At 70.2% G+C, this 16,271-nt stretch carries 17 protein-coding genes; 13 read left to right on the forward strand and 4 right to left on the reverse strand.

The features are described 5' to 3' along the window. Window positions 1-113: 113 nt before the first annotated feature. From OG870_RS30565 to OG870_RS30585, 5 genes are all read left to right on the forward strand, one after another. Entirely contained in the window at window positions 114-2,336 is a 2,223-nt protein-coding gene (locus tag OG870_RS30565) for an ATP-dependent DNA helicase UvrD2 (RefSeq protein WP_405624777.1), read from the forward strand. Window positions 2,337-2,501: 165 nt separating this feature from the next. Continuing rightward, complete coding sequence (locus OG870_RS30570; protein ID WP_266521218.1) at window positions 2,502-2,819, forward strand: hypothetical protein; 318 nt, start codon at window positions 2,502-2,504, stop codon at window positions 2,817-2,819. 176 nt (window positions 2,820-2,995) lie between these two features. Continuing rightward, the gene (locus OG870_RS30575; protein ID WP_020119791.1) at window positions 2,996-3,364 is read left to right on the forward strand and encodes a WhiB family transcriptional regulator; all 369 of its coding nucleotides are present in this window, start codon (window positions 2,996-2,998) and stop codon (window positions 3,362-3,364) included. Then, window positions 3,361-3,684, forward strand: coding sequence for a hypothetical protein (locus tag OG870_RS30580; protein ID WP_266521221.1), 324 nt, complete (start codon window positions 3,361-3,363; stop codon window positions 3,682-3,684). Before OG870_RS30575 ends, OG870_RS30580 begins: the two co-directional genes overlap by 4 nt. 135 nt (window positions 3,685-3,819) lie before the next feature. Continuing rightward, window positions 3,820-4,029 carry a hypothetical protein gene (locus tag OG870_RS30585; RefSeq protein WP_266589800.1) on the forward strand — a complete coding sequence of 70 codons (210 nt, stop codon included), beginning with the start codon at window positions 3,820-3,822 and terminating at the stop codon, window positions 4,027-4,029. Between the two features lie 34 nt (window positions 4,030-4,063). Here the strand turns inward: OG870_RS30585 and OG870_RS30590 are convergent, their stop codons facing one another. Beyond that, the gene (locus tag OG870_RS30590; protein ID WP_266589802.1) at window positions 4,064-5,431 is read right to left on the reverse strand and encodes an ABC1 kinase family protein; all 1,368 of its coding nucleotides are present in this window, start codon (window positions 5,429-5,431) and stop codon (window positions 4,064-4,066) included. Continuing rightward, window positions 5,424-6,626 (reverse strand): TOMM precursor leader peptide-binding protein, encoded by a 1,203-nt coding sequence (locus OG870_RS30595; RefSeq protein WP_327692338.1) that lies wholly within the window; start codon window positions 6,624-6,626, stop codon window positions 5,424-5,426. The genes OG870_RS30590 and OG870_RS30595 overlap by 8 nt, the downstream gene beginning before the upstream one ends. Before the next feature lie 322 nt (window positions 6,627-6,948). Here OG870_RS30595 and OG870_RS30600 point away from each other — a divergent pair, with 322 nt between their 5' ends. The 4 genes from OG870_RS30600 (at window position 6,949) to OG870_RS30615 (ending at window position 10,826) form a co-directional block, all read left to right on the forward strand. Then, the gene (locus OG870_RS30600) at window positions 6,949-7,545 is read left to right on the forward strand and encodes a M48 metallopeptidase family protein (RefSeq protein WP_266521225.1); all 597 of its coding nucleotides are present in this window, start codon (window positions 6,949-6,951) and stop codon (window positions 7,543-7,545) included. A 117-nt stretch (window positions 7,546-7,662) separates the two neighbouring features. Next, on the forward strand, window positions 7,663-9,360 hold the full coding sequence (locus tag OG870_RS30605) for a TerD family protein (protein WP_327691713.1): 1,698 nt from the start codon (window positions 7,663-7,665) through the stop codon (window positions 9,358-9,360). Between the two features lie 11 nt (window positions 9,361-9,371). Further along, window positions 9,372-10,052, forward strand: a complete 681-nt coding sequence (locus OG870_RS30610; RefSeq protein WP_266521230.1) for an AIM24 family protein — start codon at window positions 9,372-9,374, stop codon at window positions 10,050-10,052. Between the two features lie 18 nt (window positions 10,053-10,070). Next, window positions 10,071-10,826, forward strand: a complete 756-nt coding sequence (locus OG870_RS30615) for an AIM24 family protein (RefSeq protein ID WP_266521232.1) — start codon at window positions 10,071-10,073, stop codon at window positions 10,824-10,826. Window positions 10,827-10,890: 64 nt separating this feature from the next. Here OG870_RS30615 and OG870_RS30620 read toward each other — a convergent pair whose 3' ends face one another. Continuing rightward, window positions 10,891-11,412: an NUDIX hydrolase gene (locus OG870_RS30620; protein ID WP_266521234.1), complete on the reverse strand. Its 522-nt coding sequence runs from the start codon at window positions 11,410-11,412 to the stop codon at window positions 10,891-10,893. Continuing rightward, the gene (locus OG870_RS30625; protein ID WP_266589810.1) at window positions 11,409-12,881 is read right to left on the reverse strand and encodes a zinc-dependent metalloprotease; all 1,473 of its coding nucleotides are present in this window, start codon (window positions 12,879-12,881) and stop codon (window positions 11,409-11,411) included. Before OG870_RS30625 ends, OG870_RS30620 begins: the two co-directional genes overlap by 4 nt. A 192-nt stretch (window positions 12,882-13,073) precedes the next feature. Here OG870_RS30625 and OG870_RS30630 point away from each other — a divergent pair, with 192 nt between their 5' ends. The 4 genes from OG870_RS30630 to OG870_RS30645 all read left to right on the forward strand — a co-directional run bounded on the left by OG870_RS30630 (window position 13,074) and on the right by OG870_RS30645 (window position 16,243). After that, a complete protein-coding gene (locus OG870_RS30630; RefSeq protein WP_266521240.1) occupies window positions 13,074-14,186 on the forward strand; it encodes an SDR family oxidoreductase in 1,113 nt (370 codons plus the stop codon). Window positions 14,187-14,329: 143 nt separating this feature from the next. Then, complete coding sequence (locus tag OG870_RS30635; RefSeq protein WP_266521243.1) at window positions 14,330-14,788, forward strand: molybdenum cofactor biosynthesis protein MoaE; 459 nt, start codon at window positions 14,330-14,332, stop codon at window positions 14,786-14,788. 139 nt (window positions 14,789-14,927) lie between these two features. After that, window positions 14,928-15,092, forward strand: a complete 165-nt coding sequence (locus tag OG870_RS30640) for a hypothetical protein (RefSeq protein ID WP_266521246.1) — start codon at window positions 14,928-14,930, stop codon at window positions 15,090-15,092. Between the two features lie 56 nt (window positions 15,093-15,148). Beyond that, window positions 15,149-16,243: a YlbL family protein gene (locus OG870_RS30645; RefSeq protein ID WP_266589812.1), complete on the forward strand. Its 1,095-nt coding sequence runs from the start codon at window positions 15,149-15,151 to the stop codon at window positions 16,241-16,243. The last annotated feature ends 28 nt before the right edge of the window (window positions 16,244-16,271 follow it).

Below are 16,271 nucleotides of genomic sequence, written 5' to 3' on the forward strand. Positions count from 1 at the left end.
TTCCCACCCGCCGCGGACCACCCGACGTGACGCCTGCCGCATTAGTACGACTAACAGTGCCTGCCTGTGGACAACCACCGCTCCCGTCTCCGACGACCTGGCAGCATGGCCATGTGACACCAGCAACGCACTCCACGCTCTTCCCGCACGGCACCGGCAGCTCCCAGTACTCGGCTCCGCCGAGCGGTGCCGACGCCGTGCTCGAAGGGCTCGACCCCGAGCAGCGCGAAGTAGCCACCGCACTGCGCGGACCCGTATGCGTACTGGCAGGCGCAGGCACCGGCAAAACTCGGGCCATCACCCACCGCATCGCCTACGGAGTGCGCGCCGGCATCCTCCAGCCCTCCACCGTGCTGGCCGTCACCTTCACCAACCGCGCCGCCGGCGAGATGCGCGGCCGACTCCGCCAGCTCGGCGCCGCCGGCGTCCAAGCCCGCACCTTCCACTCCGCCGCCCTCCGCCAACTGCAGTACTTCTGGCCGAAAGCAGTCGGCGGCTCCATGCCCCGCATCGTCGACCGCAAGATCCAGCTCGTCGCCGACGCCGCCGCCGCCTGCCGCATCCGCCTCGACCGCGGCGAACTGCGCGACACCACCGCCGAAATCGAGTGGGCCAAAGTCACCCAGACCGTCCCCACCGACTACGCACCCGCAGCAGCCAAAGCCGGCCGCGCCGCCCCCCGCGACCCAGCCGAGATCGCCCAGCTCTACTCCGTCTACGAGGACCTCAAACGGGACCGCTCCGTCATCGACTTCGAAGACGTCCTCCTGCTGACCATCGCCATCCTCCAGGACCGGCACGACATCGCCGAGCAGGTCCGCGCCCAGTACCAGCACTTCGTCGTCGACGAATACCAGGACGTCAGCCCCCTCCAACAGCGACTCCTGGAACTGTGGCTCGGCGAACGCGACAACCTCTGCGTCGTCGGCGACGCCAGCCAGACCATCTACTCCTTCACCGGAGCAACCCCCGACCACCTCCTCGACTTCCGCACCCGCCACCCCGGAGCCACCGTCGTCAAGCTCGTCCGCGACTACCGCTCCACACCCCAAGTCGTCCACCTCGCCAACGGCCTCCTCGCCCAGGCCCGCGGCCGCGCCGCCGACCACCGCCTGGAACTGATCTCCCAACGTTCCGCCGGCCCCGAACCCGGCTACACCGAGTACACCGACGAGCCCGCAGAAGCCGAAGGCGCCGCCCGCCGCATCAGCGAACTCATGGCCACAGGCATCCCGGCCAGCGAGATCGCCATCCTCTTCCGCACCAACTCCCAGTCCGAGACCTACGAACAAGCCCTCGCCGACGCCGCAATCCCCTACCAGCTACGGGGCGCCGAGCGGTTCTTCGACCGCCCCGAAGTACGCAAAGCCGGCGTGGCCCTGCGCGGCGCAGCCCGCTTCGGAGGCAACGACTCCCTCCTCGACGACGCTGTGGACCTGCCCTCCCAAGTGCGTGCCGTACTCTCCGGGGAGGGCTGGACACCCCAGCCCCCAGCAGGCTCCGGCGCGGTACGTGAACGATGGGAATCCCTCGCCGCCCTCGTGAACCTCGCGCACGACTTCACCGCAGCCAAACCCCAGGCCACCCTCGGTGACCTCGTCGCAGAACTGGACGAGCGGGCGACCGCACAACACGCCCCCACCGTCCAGGGCGTCACCCTGGCCTCCCTGCACTCCGCCAAGGGCCTCGAGTGGGACGTCGTCTTCCTCGTCGGCGTGGCCGAAGGCATGATGCCGATCACCTACGCAAAGACCGACGAACAGATCGAGGAAGAACGCCGCCTCCTCTACGTCGGCGTCACCCGCGCCCGCGAGCACCTCCATGTCTCCTGGTCACTGACCCGCTCACCCGGCGGCCGCCCCAACCGCCGCCCCAGCCGATTCCTCCACGGCCTGCGCCCGGGCTCCACCGCCACCGCCGGCCGCACCGCGGCAGGCGGGCCGGGCGGAGTCGAGCGAGGCTTCACCAGCACACCGGACGCCGTACCGCGGCGCACACAGCGCACCCCCGCCCGCTGCCGGGTATGCGGACGCACGCTCACCGACGCCGGCGAGATGAAACTGATGCGCTGCGATGACTGCCCCTCCGACATGGACGAGGGCCTCTACGAGCGGCTGCGCGAATGGCGCGCGGACCAGGCGCAGCGCAGCGGACAGCCCGCCTTCTGCGTCTTCACCGACAAGACCCTCATGGCGATCGCCGAGGCCGTCCCCGACGACGACGGCGAACTGGCACGGATCCCCGGAGTCGGCGTACGCAAGCTCAACCGCTACGGAGCCGATGTCCTGGCCCTCTGCGCAGGCCAGGAGCTCGGAGAAGACGACAAAGGCGACTGATTCAAACTCGTCGAAAAAATAGTTTGCGCATGCCCCAGCAATCCCCATAGGTTCTTGTCCACGGGGACGGAGGCCTTCTCGGAGGCCCCGATTCCGTGTTCTACTTGCATTTCCGTCGGACTGGCTCACCCCAGTCCCCCGAGACGCCGAGAGGAGGCGATTGAAGTGATCAGCATCAGCAGCAGCTCCATCAGCACCGCCAAACTGACCGATCGCTCGGTCGTCTCCACGTGCATGCTCGGCGCCTCGAACCCGGGCACCGGTCTGTCCGGCATCCCTGCCGCGCGTCCGGCGTCCCCCGTGTCTCTCGCGGGTCTTTCCACCCGTGAGCGCAATGAGCGACCGAGCAAGGCACTGGAAGCAGTAGTGGCACAGGCGACGGCCTATGCCTTTACGGCGGCCGGTGCCGGTAGCCGGAAGCAGACGCAGCACCACCTGATGTGGGCCTTCCGTGGGCCAGAACCCTGGAGTGATCCAGCCTGATCGTCGATCAGGCCGGCGCCTTCAGGGCCGCGGAACCCCACCCGGGATCCGCGGCCCTTCTGTTTGTCCTCCAACGGGGATGACGGACCGAAGGGGCCTCGGGACAAGAAAAGAACCCGGTACCAGCCGCCACCCGGTCCAACAGGACCGGAACGACCAGACGAGGAAGACGAACCGTGCAACTCGAAGCGCACGCCCCGTCCGTACCGCCTTCCGAAACGATCCCCCCGCCCGGCCTCACGGAGGACTCCACCTTGATCCCGCTCACCGCGCTCACCGCGCTCGACGACGCCATCGAGAACCTCGGCGTACCCGTCCCCTGCCGCTCCTACGACCCGGAGGTCTTCTTCGCCGAGTCGCCGGCCGACGTCGAGTACGCCAAGTCCCTCTGCCGCACCTGCCCGCTGATGGAGGCCTGCCTCGCCGGCGCCAAAGAGCGGCGTGAGCCCTGGGGCGTCTGGGGTGGCGAGCTGTTCGTCCAGGGCGTCGTCGTCGCCCGGAAGCGGCCGCGTGGCCGCCCGCGCAAGAACCCGGTCACGGCATGAACACCACAGGAACGATCGACCGTCCCCTCACGAACGACCCCAAGAAGCAGGCCCCGATGAAGCCGTCCACCAGCGAGCCCACCGGCTCCGCGATCGAAGATTTCACCACCACCGGCGCGACCGGCTCGCGCCAGAACAGGACCCGAGAGATGCAACTCATCCCAGAAGCCCTGGCTCGTGCGCATATGCGCGAGCGACTGCATGAGGCGGAGCAGGAACGCCGGGCCGTGAGCCTGGTGGCCGCCCGCCGGATGCAGCGCCGGGCCGAGCGCGCCTCCATGCGCGCCCGCCGTGCGCTTGCCATTGCGGTCATGCAGTAGACACCCACACCTGAAGCGGTGGCCTCCCTGCCCAGGGGGCAGTAGCTCCCCCGCGGGGGCCGGTCCGTCCGAACGGACCGGCCCCCGCGGTGCGTTCACCCGGCGATCCGCCGACCACGGCGTTATCGTCACCGGGTGACGAGTCTTTCCGGAGGCAGTGACGACACAGGCGCCCCGGCGGAGCCCCAGGCCCTGATGTGCGCCCGCTGCGGCGCCCGGGCAGAGAGCCCGCCGCCCACCTGGACCTGCTCGGTGGAGAACGGCGTCCGCCAGTACATCTGCGACACCTGCTCCAGGGAGAACCTCAGGGCTATCGAGGGGCGGTTGGACTCGGCCTGGTGGTAAGACCACTCGCCAGTCCTCCTGGGGGCAGCCCGAATCACGCCTCCACTGCCGGCTCCTCCTCGACGGCTTCCTCCAGGACGAATCCCGGAAGCCACTCCTCCAGCTCCTCGCGCAGCCGTACCGTCGCCCCCAGCTGGCACAGCACGCCGATGGTGCTCAGTGTCACCCGGTGTATCAGGAGGTAGGCGGGTGGCAGGTTCAGCTGTTTGCCCAGTTGGTAGGCGGGGGAGCGGGGGTCGGCAATGCGGGCCGCCTGGCTGCGCATCCAGCCGCGAGTGAAGGTGAACTCGTCGACCCTGGCCGGTTCGATGATCGGCAGGAGGTAGTCGAGGACGGCGCTCGGGTCCAGCTCTATCGAGTCCTTGACGAAGCCCTCCGCGCAGAGGAGGTCGTAGACGGACTCGGCCTCGTCGTCGAGGGTCATGCGCAGGGAGTCGCCGATGGGGGTCGGCAAGCCGCCCGGGAGGCGGTCGACCGTGCCGAAGTCCAGGACGCCCAGGCGCCATTCGTCTACGCCGTCCGGGTCGCCGGGCAGCAGGCGGAAGTTGCCCGGGTGCGGGTCGGCGTGGAGCAGGCCGGTGCGGGCCGGGCCGGAGAAGAGGAAGCGGGCCAGGAGCTGTCCGGCGCGGTCGCGCTGTTCCTGAGTGCCGTCCGAGATGATCTCCGAGAGCGGGATCCCGTCGATCCACTCGGTGATCAGTACCTGGTCGCACTGGTGGACCACGCCGGGCACCAGGACGTCCGGGTCGTCCGCGAACTCTTCGGCGTGGGCCTGCTGGGCCTGGGCCTCCAGGCCGTAGTCCAGCTCCTCCGAGACACGGTCCTTGAGCTCCGCGATCAGAGGCTTGATGTCCATGCCGGGGATGAGCGGCCCCAACAATCGGGCGAAGCGGCTCAATTGGGTCAGGTCGGACAGGAGGGCCTCGCCGGCTCCCGGGTACTGCACCTTGACCGCCACCTCGCGGCCGTCGTGCCACACCCCACGGTGCACCTGCCCGATCGAGGCAGCCGCGGAGGGCTTGTCCTCGAACTCGAGGAACAGGTCGCGCCAGTCCTCCCCCAGCCGGTCGCCGAGCACCCGGTGCACGGTGCTGGTCGGCATCGGCGGCGCCGCCTCCTGCAGCTTCGTCAGCGCCGCACGGTAGGGGCCGGCGACCTCTTCGGGCAGCGCCGACTCGAAGACGGACAGGGCCTGGCCGAACTTCATCGCGCCGCCCTTGAGCTCGCCGAGCACCTTGAACAGTTGATCCGCCGTGCGCTGTTGCAGCTCGCGGCCGACGATCTCCGCGGACTCGCCGACGATCCGCTTGCCGAGTCCCCACGTCGCCCGCCCGGCAAAGCCGAGCGGAAGCGCGGCGAGCTTGGCGGTCCGGGTGACCGCCTTGCGCGGAAGATCAGACATGCGCCCTCCAAGTCCCTGCCGGCCACGCCGCGTCTGCCTTACGGCACAACTGCTCCGGCGGCCGATGCCCTGCCATTGTCTCGTGTGACTCCTCGTCCTTGGAGGTGTGTTCTCCCTTACCTTTCTCCGCGGCGCCGCACGGGCATGCGGGATGTGCCCACACCGGTCGAGCATGCCAGGTCAGACCGGGCAGGGAGACCTCCCAGCGCGCGCCGGAGCTGCTCGGGAGGCGGCCGTCCAGGAAGGCGAGAGCGTGCGCGGCCGCCAGTCCGGCGACGGTTGTGGCCAGAGTCAGATCGCAGGGCTGCGCCTGGCGTGGCGTGCCGGAGCGCCACTGCGCGACCAGCCGGGGCCAGGCCGGATCCCGGTCGGTGCGCCCCTCGTGCAGGCAGCCCGCGCAACCCGTCTCACCTGGCAGGACGAGGGGGCCGACGATGCCGGTCGCCTCCACGACGCCGGCGTACAGATGCGGCGTGCCCGAGGCGATGAGGGGTTCCGCGGTGGACGGCGGAGGTGCGTGCACGGCGACGTCGTCGCGTGGGGCGAGGATCACCAGTGAGAAGCCGGGCTCGCCGTCCGGGAGCGGGGTCGTGCGGCTGCGGCGCGGTGGGCGGTCCGGAGCGGAGCGGCGTACGGCCTGTCGGGCGGCCTCGTCGCGGCGGTGGCCGATGGACTCGGCGGGCAGTCCGCCCGGCGCCACGTCCCCCGCCTCGACCCGGCCGACGTCCCGCACATCGACCTCCCCGATTCCCGCGCCGGCCAGCAGTGAGGCCAGCATCGCGCCCACCCGGCCCGCGCCCCGAACCTGCACGCGCAGTGAGCGGCGCGCCGCCAGGTGCCTGATCGCGTCGCCCGGTTCGGAAGTGATCAGGGACAGTGAGGCGAGGTCGGGGCGCAGTCGGGCGATGACGTCCTTCTTTCCGCGCAGCGTGTCGGCGGCCGGCCCGCCGCCCTTTGCGTCGTCCAGGAGGCCGGCCCGTGCCAGCCGCTCCACCAGTCGGTCGACATGCCCGTCGGGTAGGTCCATGCGGCGGCCCTCCTCGCGCAGAAGGGGCAGCCCCCGGGTGCCGTTGAGCAGGTCGAGGAAGCTGCCCGTCGCCGTGTCCATCGGACCGAGTGTCAGCGCGTGCGCCGGTGTCATTCCGAACTGCACGGTGTTGAGGTCGCGCCAGCCGCGCCTGAGCGCGGGCTTCATCACCGGAGCAACCGGAACAACTGGAACATCTGGAACAGCTGGAACGAGCGGAACCATTGGATCCATGACAGGCCCCCGTATGCCTTCGTTGAACATCCCCGTTCGCCGGTGGAAGTCGGTCGGTGACCCGCGTCGATGGTCGGTCGACGGTGGGCCGTGGCTGCCCCGGCGAGAACCAGCATGCCCAAACCGGGCGAGGCGTGCGGAAAGTTGTCCACAAGCTGCGAGGATTCGTCGTACAAATCGAGCGCGCGGTGGGCGATCGGCGCGGAACCGTCCCGGAGTCGGGACTTCACCCGTGTGCAGCGGGTAACGTCGGGGCGTGCCCGCCGACCCACTGCAGAGCGCCGGAACGCCACAGCGTAGAACGACGAGCCAGCCGCCGAGCGGCTCGGTGGCGAGCGCGATCGAGGTCCGCAGGAGTTCCCGTCGACGCCGGACGGTCTCCGCGTACCGCGAGGGCGATCGCACCGTCGTACTCATCCCTGCTCGGATGTCCGAGGCGGAGGAGCAGCGCTGGGTGACCGTCATGCTCGACAAGCTGGCCGCGCAGGAGAGCAAACGGCTCCTCGGCGACGACGAGCTGGCCGGGCGCGCGGAGCGGCTGTCGGTCCAGTACTTCGAGGGCCGCGCCCGGCCCGCCTCGGTGCGCTGGGTCACCAACCAGAACACGCGCTGGGGTTCGTGCACCCCGTCGGAAGGCAGCATCCGGCTGTCGCACCGGCTGCAGGGGATGCCCGAGTACGTCGTCGACTACGTCCTGCTCCATGAGCTGGCACATTTGCTCGTGCCCGGACACGGTCCCCGTTTCTGGCGGCTGCTGGAGGCGTATCCGCGCACCGAGCGGGCCCGGGGCTACCTCGAAGGGGTGGTCGCCGCCGAACGGCTGCCGCATCTGCCGGGTGCTCGCGGGGAGTGACGGCCACCTGGGCGCGATGGTTGTGTACCGGGTGTGTACCGACTTCATCCGGTGTCCGAGTTTGCCGTTAGCCTGGCGCGACGCAATCGCATTCGGGATGGGGGACGGTCGTTACGCATGGCCAGGGAATTCCAACGCGGCCACAAGGCCAGGATCAGTGACCTCACCGCGGGCACCGATCTGTACGTAGGTGTGCAGATCAGCGGTCCCGGACTGACCTTCGACATCAGCTGCTTCGGTCTCGACGCCGACGAACGGCTCTCGGACGACCGCTACTTCGTCTTCTTCAACCAGCCGAAGTCGCCCGAGGAGTCCATTCAGCTCCTGGGCGCGCAGGCCGGCGATTCGGAGTCCTTCCGGGTCACGCTCGACAAGATTCCCGCGCAGATCCAGAAGCTGTCGTTCACGGCGACACTCGACGGCGCCGGACAAATGTCGCAGATCGCCCCCGGACACATCCGCATCGTCGCGGGCGGCGAGGAGGTGGCCCGGTACTCCTTCAACGGCTCGGAGTTCTCCACCGAACGGGCCGTGATGCTGGGCGACTTCTACCTGAAGGACGTGTGGCGGTTCGCGGCCGTCGGACAGGGCTTCGACGGCGGCCTGGACGCGTTGCTGAAGAACTTCGGCGGCGAGGTCCTCGAGGAGGAGGCCCCCGCGGCACCTGCCCCCCAGCAGCCGCAGACCGGCGCCGCACCCAGCTTCGCACCGCCCGCGTTCGGCGCCCCGGCGGCGCCTGTCCCGGCCCCCGCGCCCGCCCCGCAGGGCTTCGCGCCGCCCCCCGGAGCGACTCCGCCCCCGGCTCCGGCGCCGAATGTGCACGCCGCGCCCACCCTCATCGCGCCCATGGCCCCGCCCGGCGGCGCCCCGGTGCCGCCCCCGGGGCCGGTGCCCGCACCGTACGGCCAGCCGCCCCAGCAGCAGCCGTACGGCCAGCCCCCCGGTCAGACCGCCCCGCCGCCACCCGGCTACGGCCAGCCCCAGGCGCCGCACGCGCCCCAGGCCCCGACCCCGCCTCCCGGTTACGGTCAGCCCACCCCGCCTCCCGGCTACGGCCAGCCGACCCCGCCCCCCGGTTACGGTCAGCAGGCCCCCTTCGGACAGGCTCCGGGGCAGCAGGCCTACGGAGTTCCGCAGGGCGCTCCCCAGGGCGGCGCAGGTGTCGCCGCCGCGCTCCAGCAGTTCAAGGAGACGCCCACCGGGCAGCGCTGGACGCAGCAGAACAAGAAGCTCGTCCGCGTCGACCTCGGCATCGGCGGCCATCCCGTGCTCGCCCGCCAGGGCAGCATGGTGCTCTACCAGGGCAAGGTCGACTTCAGCTACAAGGGCGCGGGCTTCGCGGGCCGGATCGTCGGCAACGCCACCGGCCAGGAGATGCAGCTGATGCGCTGCAGCGGCCAGGGCCAGGTGTTCCTCGCCGAGAACTCCACCCACCTGCACCCCGTCGAGCTCCAGGGCGACGCGATCTGCGTCTCCGCGGAGAACGTCCTCGCCTTCGACGAGAGCCTCCAGTACGAGGTCCGCCGCATCGAGGGACACGGCATCCCCGGCGGTGCCCTGTTCACCATGCAGTTCCAGGGCACCGGCACGATCGTCGTCAAGACGCACGGCACGCCCGTGGTCCTGCCGGTCACGCCGACGACCTTCGCCGACTGCAACGCCGTCGTGGCCTGGTCGGCCGCCGCCCAGGTGATCGTCTCCAGCCAGGTGCGGATGCGCCGCAACGCCTACCCGGGCGACACCGGGGAGAGCGTGAACCTGCAGTTCCGGGCCGCCCCCGGCAACTTCGTCGTCGTCCAGCCCTACGAGGTCTGAGGGAGCCCGTCATGAACCAGCCACTCGCGGGCTACGCCCCCGCGCCCATCACCACCCGCATGGAGAACCACGGCAACCAGATGCTGAAGGTCGCCATGCAGACCGGAAACGACCTCCTCGCGCGCGTGGGGTCGATGGTCGCCTACGAAGGCTTCATCCAGTACGAGCCCAATCCGCCGGCCGTGCGCCAGATCGCCCGCGACTGGATCACCGGCGAGGGCGCGCCCCTGATGAAGTGCTCCGGCGACGGACTGCTCTACCTCGCCGACTACGGCGCCAATGTCGTCGTCATCAACCTCAACGGCGACGGGATCTCCGTCAACGCCACCAACCTGCTCGCCTTCGACGCGTCCCTCACCTGGGGTGTCGAGCGCGTCAAGGGCCTCGCGAAGTTCGCCGGTCAGGGCCTGTGGAACACCAAGATCTCCGGGCAGGGCTGGGTCGCGCTGACCTCCCGGGGCAAGCCCATCGTCGTCGACTGCGGCGGCGGCGAGGACGAGACCTACGTCGACCCGGACGCGCTCGTCGCCTGGTCCCCGAACCTCAAGGTGAAGGGCAAGCGCAGCTTCAAAGCGCAGTCGCTGATCGGCCGCGGCAGCGGCGAGGCCTACCAGATGGCCTTCTCCGGTCAGGGCATCGTCGTCGTCCAGCCCAGCGAGGACAGCACCGACCGTCTCCGGTTCCGGGGCTGAGGGGGAGCCAGAAACGCCATGCAGAGTCCGCTTTTCGCCTTCAACGACTCGCAGTCCCAGGAGCGCTACAGCCTGCAGAACAAGCAGATGCTGCGCGTCACCCTGGAGGGCCACGACGACATCCTGGCCCGCAAGGGCACCATGGTCGCCTACCAGGGCCTCGTCGAGTTCGACGCCGAGTACCAGAACACCCAGCAGGCGTACGCGCGCGCGGCCACCGGCGAGGGCCTCAACCTGATGCGCTGCCACGGGCAGGGCACGGTCTACCTCGCCAACCTCGCCCAGCACGTCCACGTGGTGGAGGTCGAGCAGGACGGGCTGACGGTCGACAGCAGCTATGTCCTCGCGATGGACTCCTCACTGCACCACGAGGTCATCGCCGTCGACAGCCAGTACGGCATCTCCGGCTCCGGGAAGTACCAGCTCAACATCACCGGCCGCGGCAAGGTCGCGCTGATGACGTCGGGCGCGCCGCTGATGATGCAGGTGACGCCCGACAAGTACGTCAACTGCGACGCCGACGCGATCGTCGCCTGGTCGACCGGGCTGCGCGTCCAGATGCAGGCCCAGACGCACTCCTCGGGGGTGTGGCGGCGCCGCGGCAACACCGGTGAGGGCTGGGAGCTCAGCTTCATGGGCAGCGGCTTCGCGCTTGTCCAACCGAGCGAGCTCCTCCCGCCGCAGAACGCCCAGGTCGGGCAGGGTCTCGCCGCCCAGTACGGCATGGGGCAGCACGGGGCGCGGGCACAGAACCAGGGCAACGTCTGGAGCTGAGCCTCCGGAAAGCCAACGTAAGGGGCGCCCGCTGTTGCGGGTGCCCCTTACGCGTTGTCGAGGGTCACAGCCTCGCGCGGGTGGCTTCCAGCAGCCGTACGACCGACTCGTCCGCCACGTCCGCCACCGCGTCGTAGGCGAACCAGCGCAGGTCGAGGGACTCGTCGCTGATCTCCTGGACCGCCCCGGACGGTGCCACGACCGCGTACTGCACGTCGAAGTGCCAGTGGCAGGGCGCCGGAATCGGGTGCCGGTCCAGCCGCACCGGACCGCCGGCGAGCAGCGTCAGCCCCGCGATCCCCGACTCCTCCGTCGCCTCGCGCAGTGCCGCCGCCTCCACAGTGGCGTCCCCCGGCTCGCAGTGGCCGCCCATCTGGAGCCACATCCGCAGCTTCCTGTGCAGGGTCAGCAGAACCCTGCCGTGCTCCGGATCGACCACCAGGGCGCTCGCCGTGACGTGGCCCGCGTGGCAGGCCTTCCACATGCCGTCCGGGTGGGCCGCCAAGTGGTCGAGATACGCCTCGCGCAGCTCTTCCTGGTCCCCGTACTCCTTCAGGACGAGGACCGCGTCGTCGTACAGGCTCACTCGGTGCCGTCGCCCTTGCCGTCGCCCTTGTCGTCGGTCTTGGAGTCGTCCTCGGGAGTGTCCTTCGTCAGGTCCGGCTTCCCCGTGGAACCGCCCGCCGCCTCGCCGAGCATCTTGTCGAGCTCGGAGAAGTCCAGCTGCTCGCGGTGCACGAAGCCGTCCGGGTCGTCCAGGTCGGACGCCGTCGGCAGCATGTCCGGGTGGGCCCACAGGGCGTCCCGGCCGTCGACCCCGCGCGCGTCCGTCAGCGACGCCCACAGACGGGACGCGTCCCGCAGCCGACGCGGACGCAGCTCCAGGCCGATCAGCGTGGCGAACGTCTGCTCCGCAGGCCCCCCCGTCGCCCGACGGCGGCGCAGGGTCTCACGCAGCGCGTCCGCTGACGACAGGCGCGGCTTCGCGGCCGCGTGCACCACCGCGTCCACCCAGCCCTCGACGAGCGCCAGAGCGGTCTCCAGGCGGGCCAGAGCCGCCTTCTGCTCCGGGGTGTCCTCCGGCTGGAACATGCCCTGCTGCAGGGCGTCCTGCAGCTGCTCCGGGTTCTGCGGATCGAACTGGCCGACCACGTCCTCCAGCTTGGCCGTGTCGACCTTGATCCCGCGCGCGTAGCCGTCGACTGCGCCGAACAGGTGGGATCGCAGCCACGGCACGTGCGCGAACAGGCGCTGGTGGGCGGCCTCGCGCAGGGCGAGATACAGCCGCACCTCCTCCTTCGGCACGCCCAGGTCCTTACCGAACGCCTCGACGTTCACCGGAAGCAACGCGGCCTTGCCGACCGGGCCCAGCGGCAGGCCGATGTCGGTGGAACCGACGACCTCGCCCGCGAGCACACCGACGGCCTGCCCGATCTGGGTGCCGAACATCGCGCCGCCCATGGAGCGCATCATGCCGATCAGCGGTCCGGCCATGGCCTGCATCTCCTCCGGCAGGACATCGCCCATCGCCGCGCCCACCCGCTCGGCGACCGGGTCGACCAGCTCCTGCCACGCGGGCAGGGTCGCCTCGACCCACTCCGCGCGGGACCACGCCACGGCGGTGCCGGCGCCGGACGGCAGCGACGTCGCGTCGTCCAGCCACAGGTCGGCCAGGCGCACCGCCTCCTCGACCGCGGTCCGGTCGGCGGGGCCGACACTCGTGTCCTTGGTGCCGTCAGGGGTGCCCTGGGAGACCGTCTGGCGGGCGATCTGCTTGGCCATGTCCCAGTTCACCGGGCCGCCCTCGTACGAGAGCATCTGGCCCAGCTGCTGGAAGGCGGCGCCCAGGTCGTTGGGGTTCAGCGAACCGAACATGGCTGCGAGCGGATTGTCCGCACCGGGGGCGCCGAAGCCTCCGGCTCCGGGCAGCCCGCCGAAACCGAACGGGTTGGCCGGTCCCTGACCACCACCGCTCTCCTGGTCCTTCTTCTTGCCCTCGTCGCCGTCTTCCGGCTCCTCCGGCGGAAGGCCGAATCCGAATGGGGTGTCACTCACGGGATTCCTCGGCTGGTAAGGCCGCCGGTTGTCTCCGACGGCACGACTGCCCGATAACACCACCCAGCGTAGACACCGCGGGCGGTTCGGGCCTCGGTGCTTCGCCGACTCCTGGCCTGCGGCAGGATGGATGCCACCTGGTACGGACGCGTCACTCGCGTTCTTACTGAAGACAACCGCTGGAGACGCCCGGTGAGTTCCCCAGATCCGCAGGTTCGCGCAGCGCGAAACGAGTCAACCAATTCCGCCACCCGCGGACCCGTCGTCGCGGTCACCGGCGCCGCGTCCGGCATCGGCGCCCTGCTCACCGAGCGGCTCGCCGCCTCGGACGAGATCAAGCAGGTCGTCGCCATCGACGAACGGCGCGGCGAGTGCGCGGCGGCACAGTGGCACATCCTGGACGTACGGGATCCGGCCATCGCGGACAAACTGCGGGGCGCGGACGTCGTCGTGCACCTGGCGCTCGATCTCGACCTGGAGACCGACGCCGCCGCCCGAACGGCCTACAACGTACGGGGGACGCAGACCGTACTGACGGCCGCCGCCGCGGCCGGGATCCACCGGGTCGTGCTGTGCACGTCCGCGATGGTGTACGGGGCGCTGCCCGACAACGAACTGCCGCTGTCCGAGGACGCCGAGCTGCGGGCCACGGCCGAGGCCACCGGGGTCGGGGACCTGCTGGAGATCGAGCGGCTCGCCCGGCGCGCCCCGCGGGCCCATCCTGGACTCAACGTCACCGTCGTACGGCCCGCCGTGCTGATCGGAGGCACGGACACCGCGCTGACCAGGTACTTCGAGTCGCCCCGGCTGCTCGTCGTCGCCGGGTCACGGCCCGCCTGGCAGTTCTGCCATGTCGAGGATCTGTGCAGCGCACTGGAGTACGCCGTCCTGGAGAAGGTCGACGGGGAACTCGCGGTGGGCTGCGACGGATGGCTGGAGCAGGAGGAGGTCGAGGAGCTCAGCGGGATCCGGCGGATGGAACTGCCGTCTGCGGTGGCCCTCGGAGCGGCGGCCCGGCTGCACCGGATCGGGCTGACACCGTCCCCGGCCGGAGACCTGGCGTACACGATGTACCCGTGGGTGGTGAGCGGAAGCCGGCTGCACGACGCCGGGTGGCGGCCGCAGTGGACCAACGAGGAAGTGCTCGCGGAGCTTCTGGAGGAGGTCTCCGGGAGGCACACGGTCGCCGGACGGCGACTGGGCCGCAAGGACGCGACGGCCGCCGGGGCCGCGGGCGCGACGGTGGCCCTGCTCGGTGCCGCTGCCGTGGTGCGGCGGGCACGCAAGGCCCGGCGCCGGATCTGACGCCGGGCCCCGCACGGGGCCCGCGGGCGCGCCCGGCAGCGGCGGCTCGCGGCGAGCCCTGTAGGAGACTCCAAGAGCCCACGCGCGCGTGCCGGGCGAAACGTCTATTCCGTGCTGTCAGTGGCGTGCGGCACGATGGAGGCATGGCACCCACCAACGACCACCCCGGCGAGCAGGCCGCGCAGGACCCCGTCAAGCTGATCGCCATCCGGGAGACCGCGCTCTCCCTGGACGAGGTCTTCAGGGCCGTGGGCGACGACGCAGCCGGAGGGACCGCCCTCTTCGTGGGGACCGTGCGCAACCACGACTCAGGCGCCGACGTCGATCAGCTCGGCTATTCGTGCCACCCCAGTGCCGAGGCCGAGATGCGGCGGATCGCCGAGAAGGTCGTCGCCGACCATCCGGTGCGGGCCCTGGCCGCAGTACACCGCGTCGGTGACCTCCAGGTCGGTGACCTCGCCGTCGTCGTCGCCGTGTCGTGTCCGCACCGCGGCGAGGCCTTCGAGGCCTGCCGGAAGCTGATCGACGACCTCAAGCACGAAGTGCCGATCTGGAAGCACCAGACGTTCTCGGACGGCACGGACGAATGGGTCGGCGCGTAGCGCCCTCGGTGAGGGGCTGAACCCTTGTGCCGTACTGGAGTTGCGTAACCGCACCCCTGCCGTGAGCGTTGTCAGTGCGGATGGTTAATCTGCTGATCAGTCAGTTGTTGCGGTTGCTCACCGGGGTCGGGAGGTCGGCATGGGGGCGCTCCTGTGGTTGTTGATTCCGCTCGTCGCGGCGATAGGCGCCGGACTGTGGGGCAGTTGGGCCAACCGGACCCGCAAGATGCGCGGCGACGGACCCGAGCTCACCGGGTACGCCCGGTTCCGTGAGGCCATGGAGAGGTCCGACTCCCGTACATGACAAGACAGAGGCGGGGCTGACGGTGCGCTGACAGGACCGTCCCGTACTGTCTTGGCATGCCACGCCGCACCGCGACGATGCTCGCCTCCACCCTGATGCTGATCGCGCTCCTGTGCGCGGGAGTGTTCATCCCCGTGCCGTACTCGGAGATGTCCCCGGGACCGACGGTGAACACGCTCGGGGACCATGACGGCGAGCCGGTGCTGCAGATCTCCGGACGCAAGACCTACGCGACCAGCGGCCACCTGAACATGACGACCGTGCGGGTCACCAGCGCCGACTACCGGATGAACCTCGTCGAGGCCGTCTACGGCTGGCTCGCCCACGACGGCAAGGTCGTCCCGCACAACACGCTCTACCCGGACGGCAAGACCGAGGAGCAGTCGACCCAGGAGAACGCCGAGGAGTTCAGCGAGTCCCAGGAGAGCGCCAAGGTCGCCGCCCTGAAGGAACTCGACATCCCGGTGAAGAGCTTCGTGATCGTCTCGACGGTGGTCAAGGGCTCCCCGGCCCAGGGCAGACTGCACGCCGGTGACGTGATCAAGGCCGTCGACGGCACGGCCGTGAAGCAGCCGACCGACGTCGCCAAGCTCGTGACCAAGCACAAGTCCGGCCAGAACGTCGTCTTCACGATCGTGCCCGCCAAGGACCAGGCCGCCGCCGAGAAGAAGAACACGACGGCGACCAGGACCCGGAACATCACGATCAAGACCGCCACCTCCGACGACCGCGGCGAGAAGCGCGCCATCGTCGGCATCTCCGCCGGGACGGACCACACGTTCCCGTTCGCCATCGACATCAAGCTCGCCGACGTCGGCGGACCGAGCGCCGGTCTGATGTTCTCGCTCGGCCTCTACGACAAGCTCACACCGGGCAGCCTGACCGGCGGCAAGTTCGTGGCCGGCACCGGGACGATCGACGACGACGGCAAGGTCGGCCCGATCGGCGGCATCGAGATGAAGACGGTGGGTGCGCGCAGCAAGGGCGCCCAGTACTTCCTGACGCCGGCCGACAACTGCGCGGCTGCCGCCAAGGACACCCCCGACGGGCTCACCCTGGTCAAGGTGAACACCATCGGCGACGCCCTCGGCGCGCTCAACGACATCCGCACCAACAAGACGTCCGACCTGCCGAAGTGCACGACGAAGTAGCCCGCGCGGCCCGCGCGGGCCCGCCCGC

It is taken from the genome of Streptomyces sp. NBC_00461, from assembly GCF_036013935.1.
Lineage (GTDB): Bacteria > Actinomycetota > Actinomycetes > Streptomycetales > Streptomycetaceae > Streptomyces.

What these genes read in the sequence shown, in the direction of transcription:
- OG870_RS30580 (WP_266521221.1), top strand. Translation starts at nt 3,361, where the DNA reads ATGAACACCACAGGAACGATCGACCGTCCCCTCACGAACGACCCCAAG.
- OG870_RS30590 (WP_266589802.1), bottom strand. Translation starts at nt 5,431, where the DNA reads ATGTCTGATCTTCCGCGCAAGGCGGTCACCCGGACCGCCAAGCTCGCC.
- OG870_RS30595 (WP_327692338.1), bottom strand. Translation starts at nt 6,626, where the DNA reads ATGAAGCCCGCGCTCAGGCGCGGCTGGCGCGACCTCAACACCGTGCAG.
- OG870_RS30605 (WP_327691713.1), top strand. Translation starts at nt 7,663, where the DNA reads ATGGCCAGGGAATTCCAACGCGGCCACAAGGCCAGGATCAGTGACCTC.
- OG870_RS30610 (WP_266521230.1), top strand. Translation starts at nt 9,372, where the DNA reads ATGAACCAGCCACTCGCGGGCTACGCCCCCGCGCCCATCACCACCCGC.
- OG870_RS30615 (WP_266521232.1), top strand. Translation starts at nt 10,071, where the DNA reads ATGCAGAGTCCGCTTTTCGCCTTCAACGACTCGCAGTCCCAGGAGCGC.
- OG870_RS30635 (WP_266521243.1), top strand. Translation starts at nt 14,330, where the DNA reads ATGGCACCCACCAACGACCACCCCGGCGAGCAGGCCGCGCAGGACCCC.
- OG870_RS30640 (WP_266521246.1), top strand. Translation starts at nt 14,928, where the DNA reads ATGGGGGCGCTCCTGTGGTTGTTGATTCCGCTCGTCGCGGCGATAGGC.
- OG870_RS30645 (WP_266589812.1), top strand. Translation starts at nt 15,149, where the DNA reads ATGCCACGCCGCACCGCGACGATGCTCGCCTCCACCCTGATGCTGATC.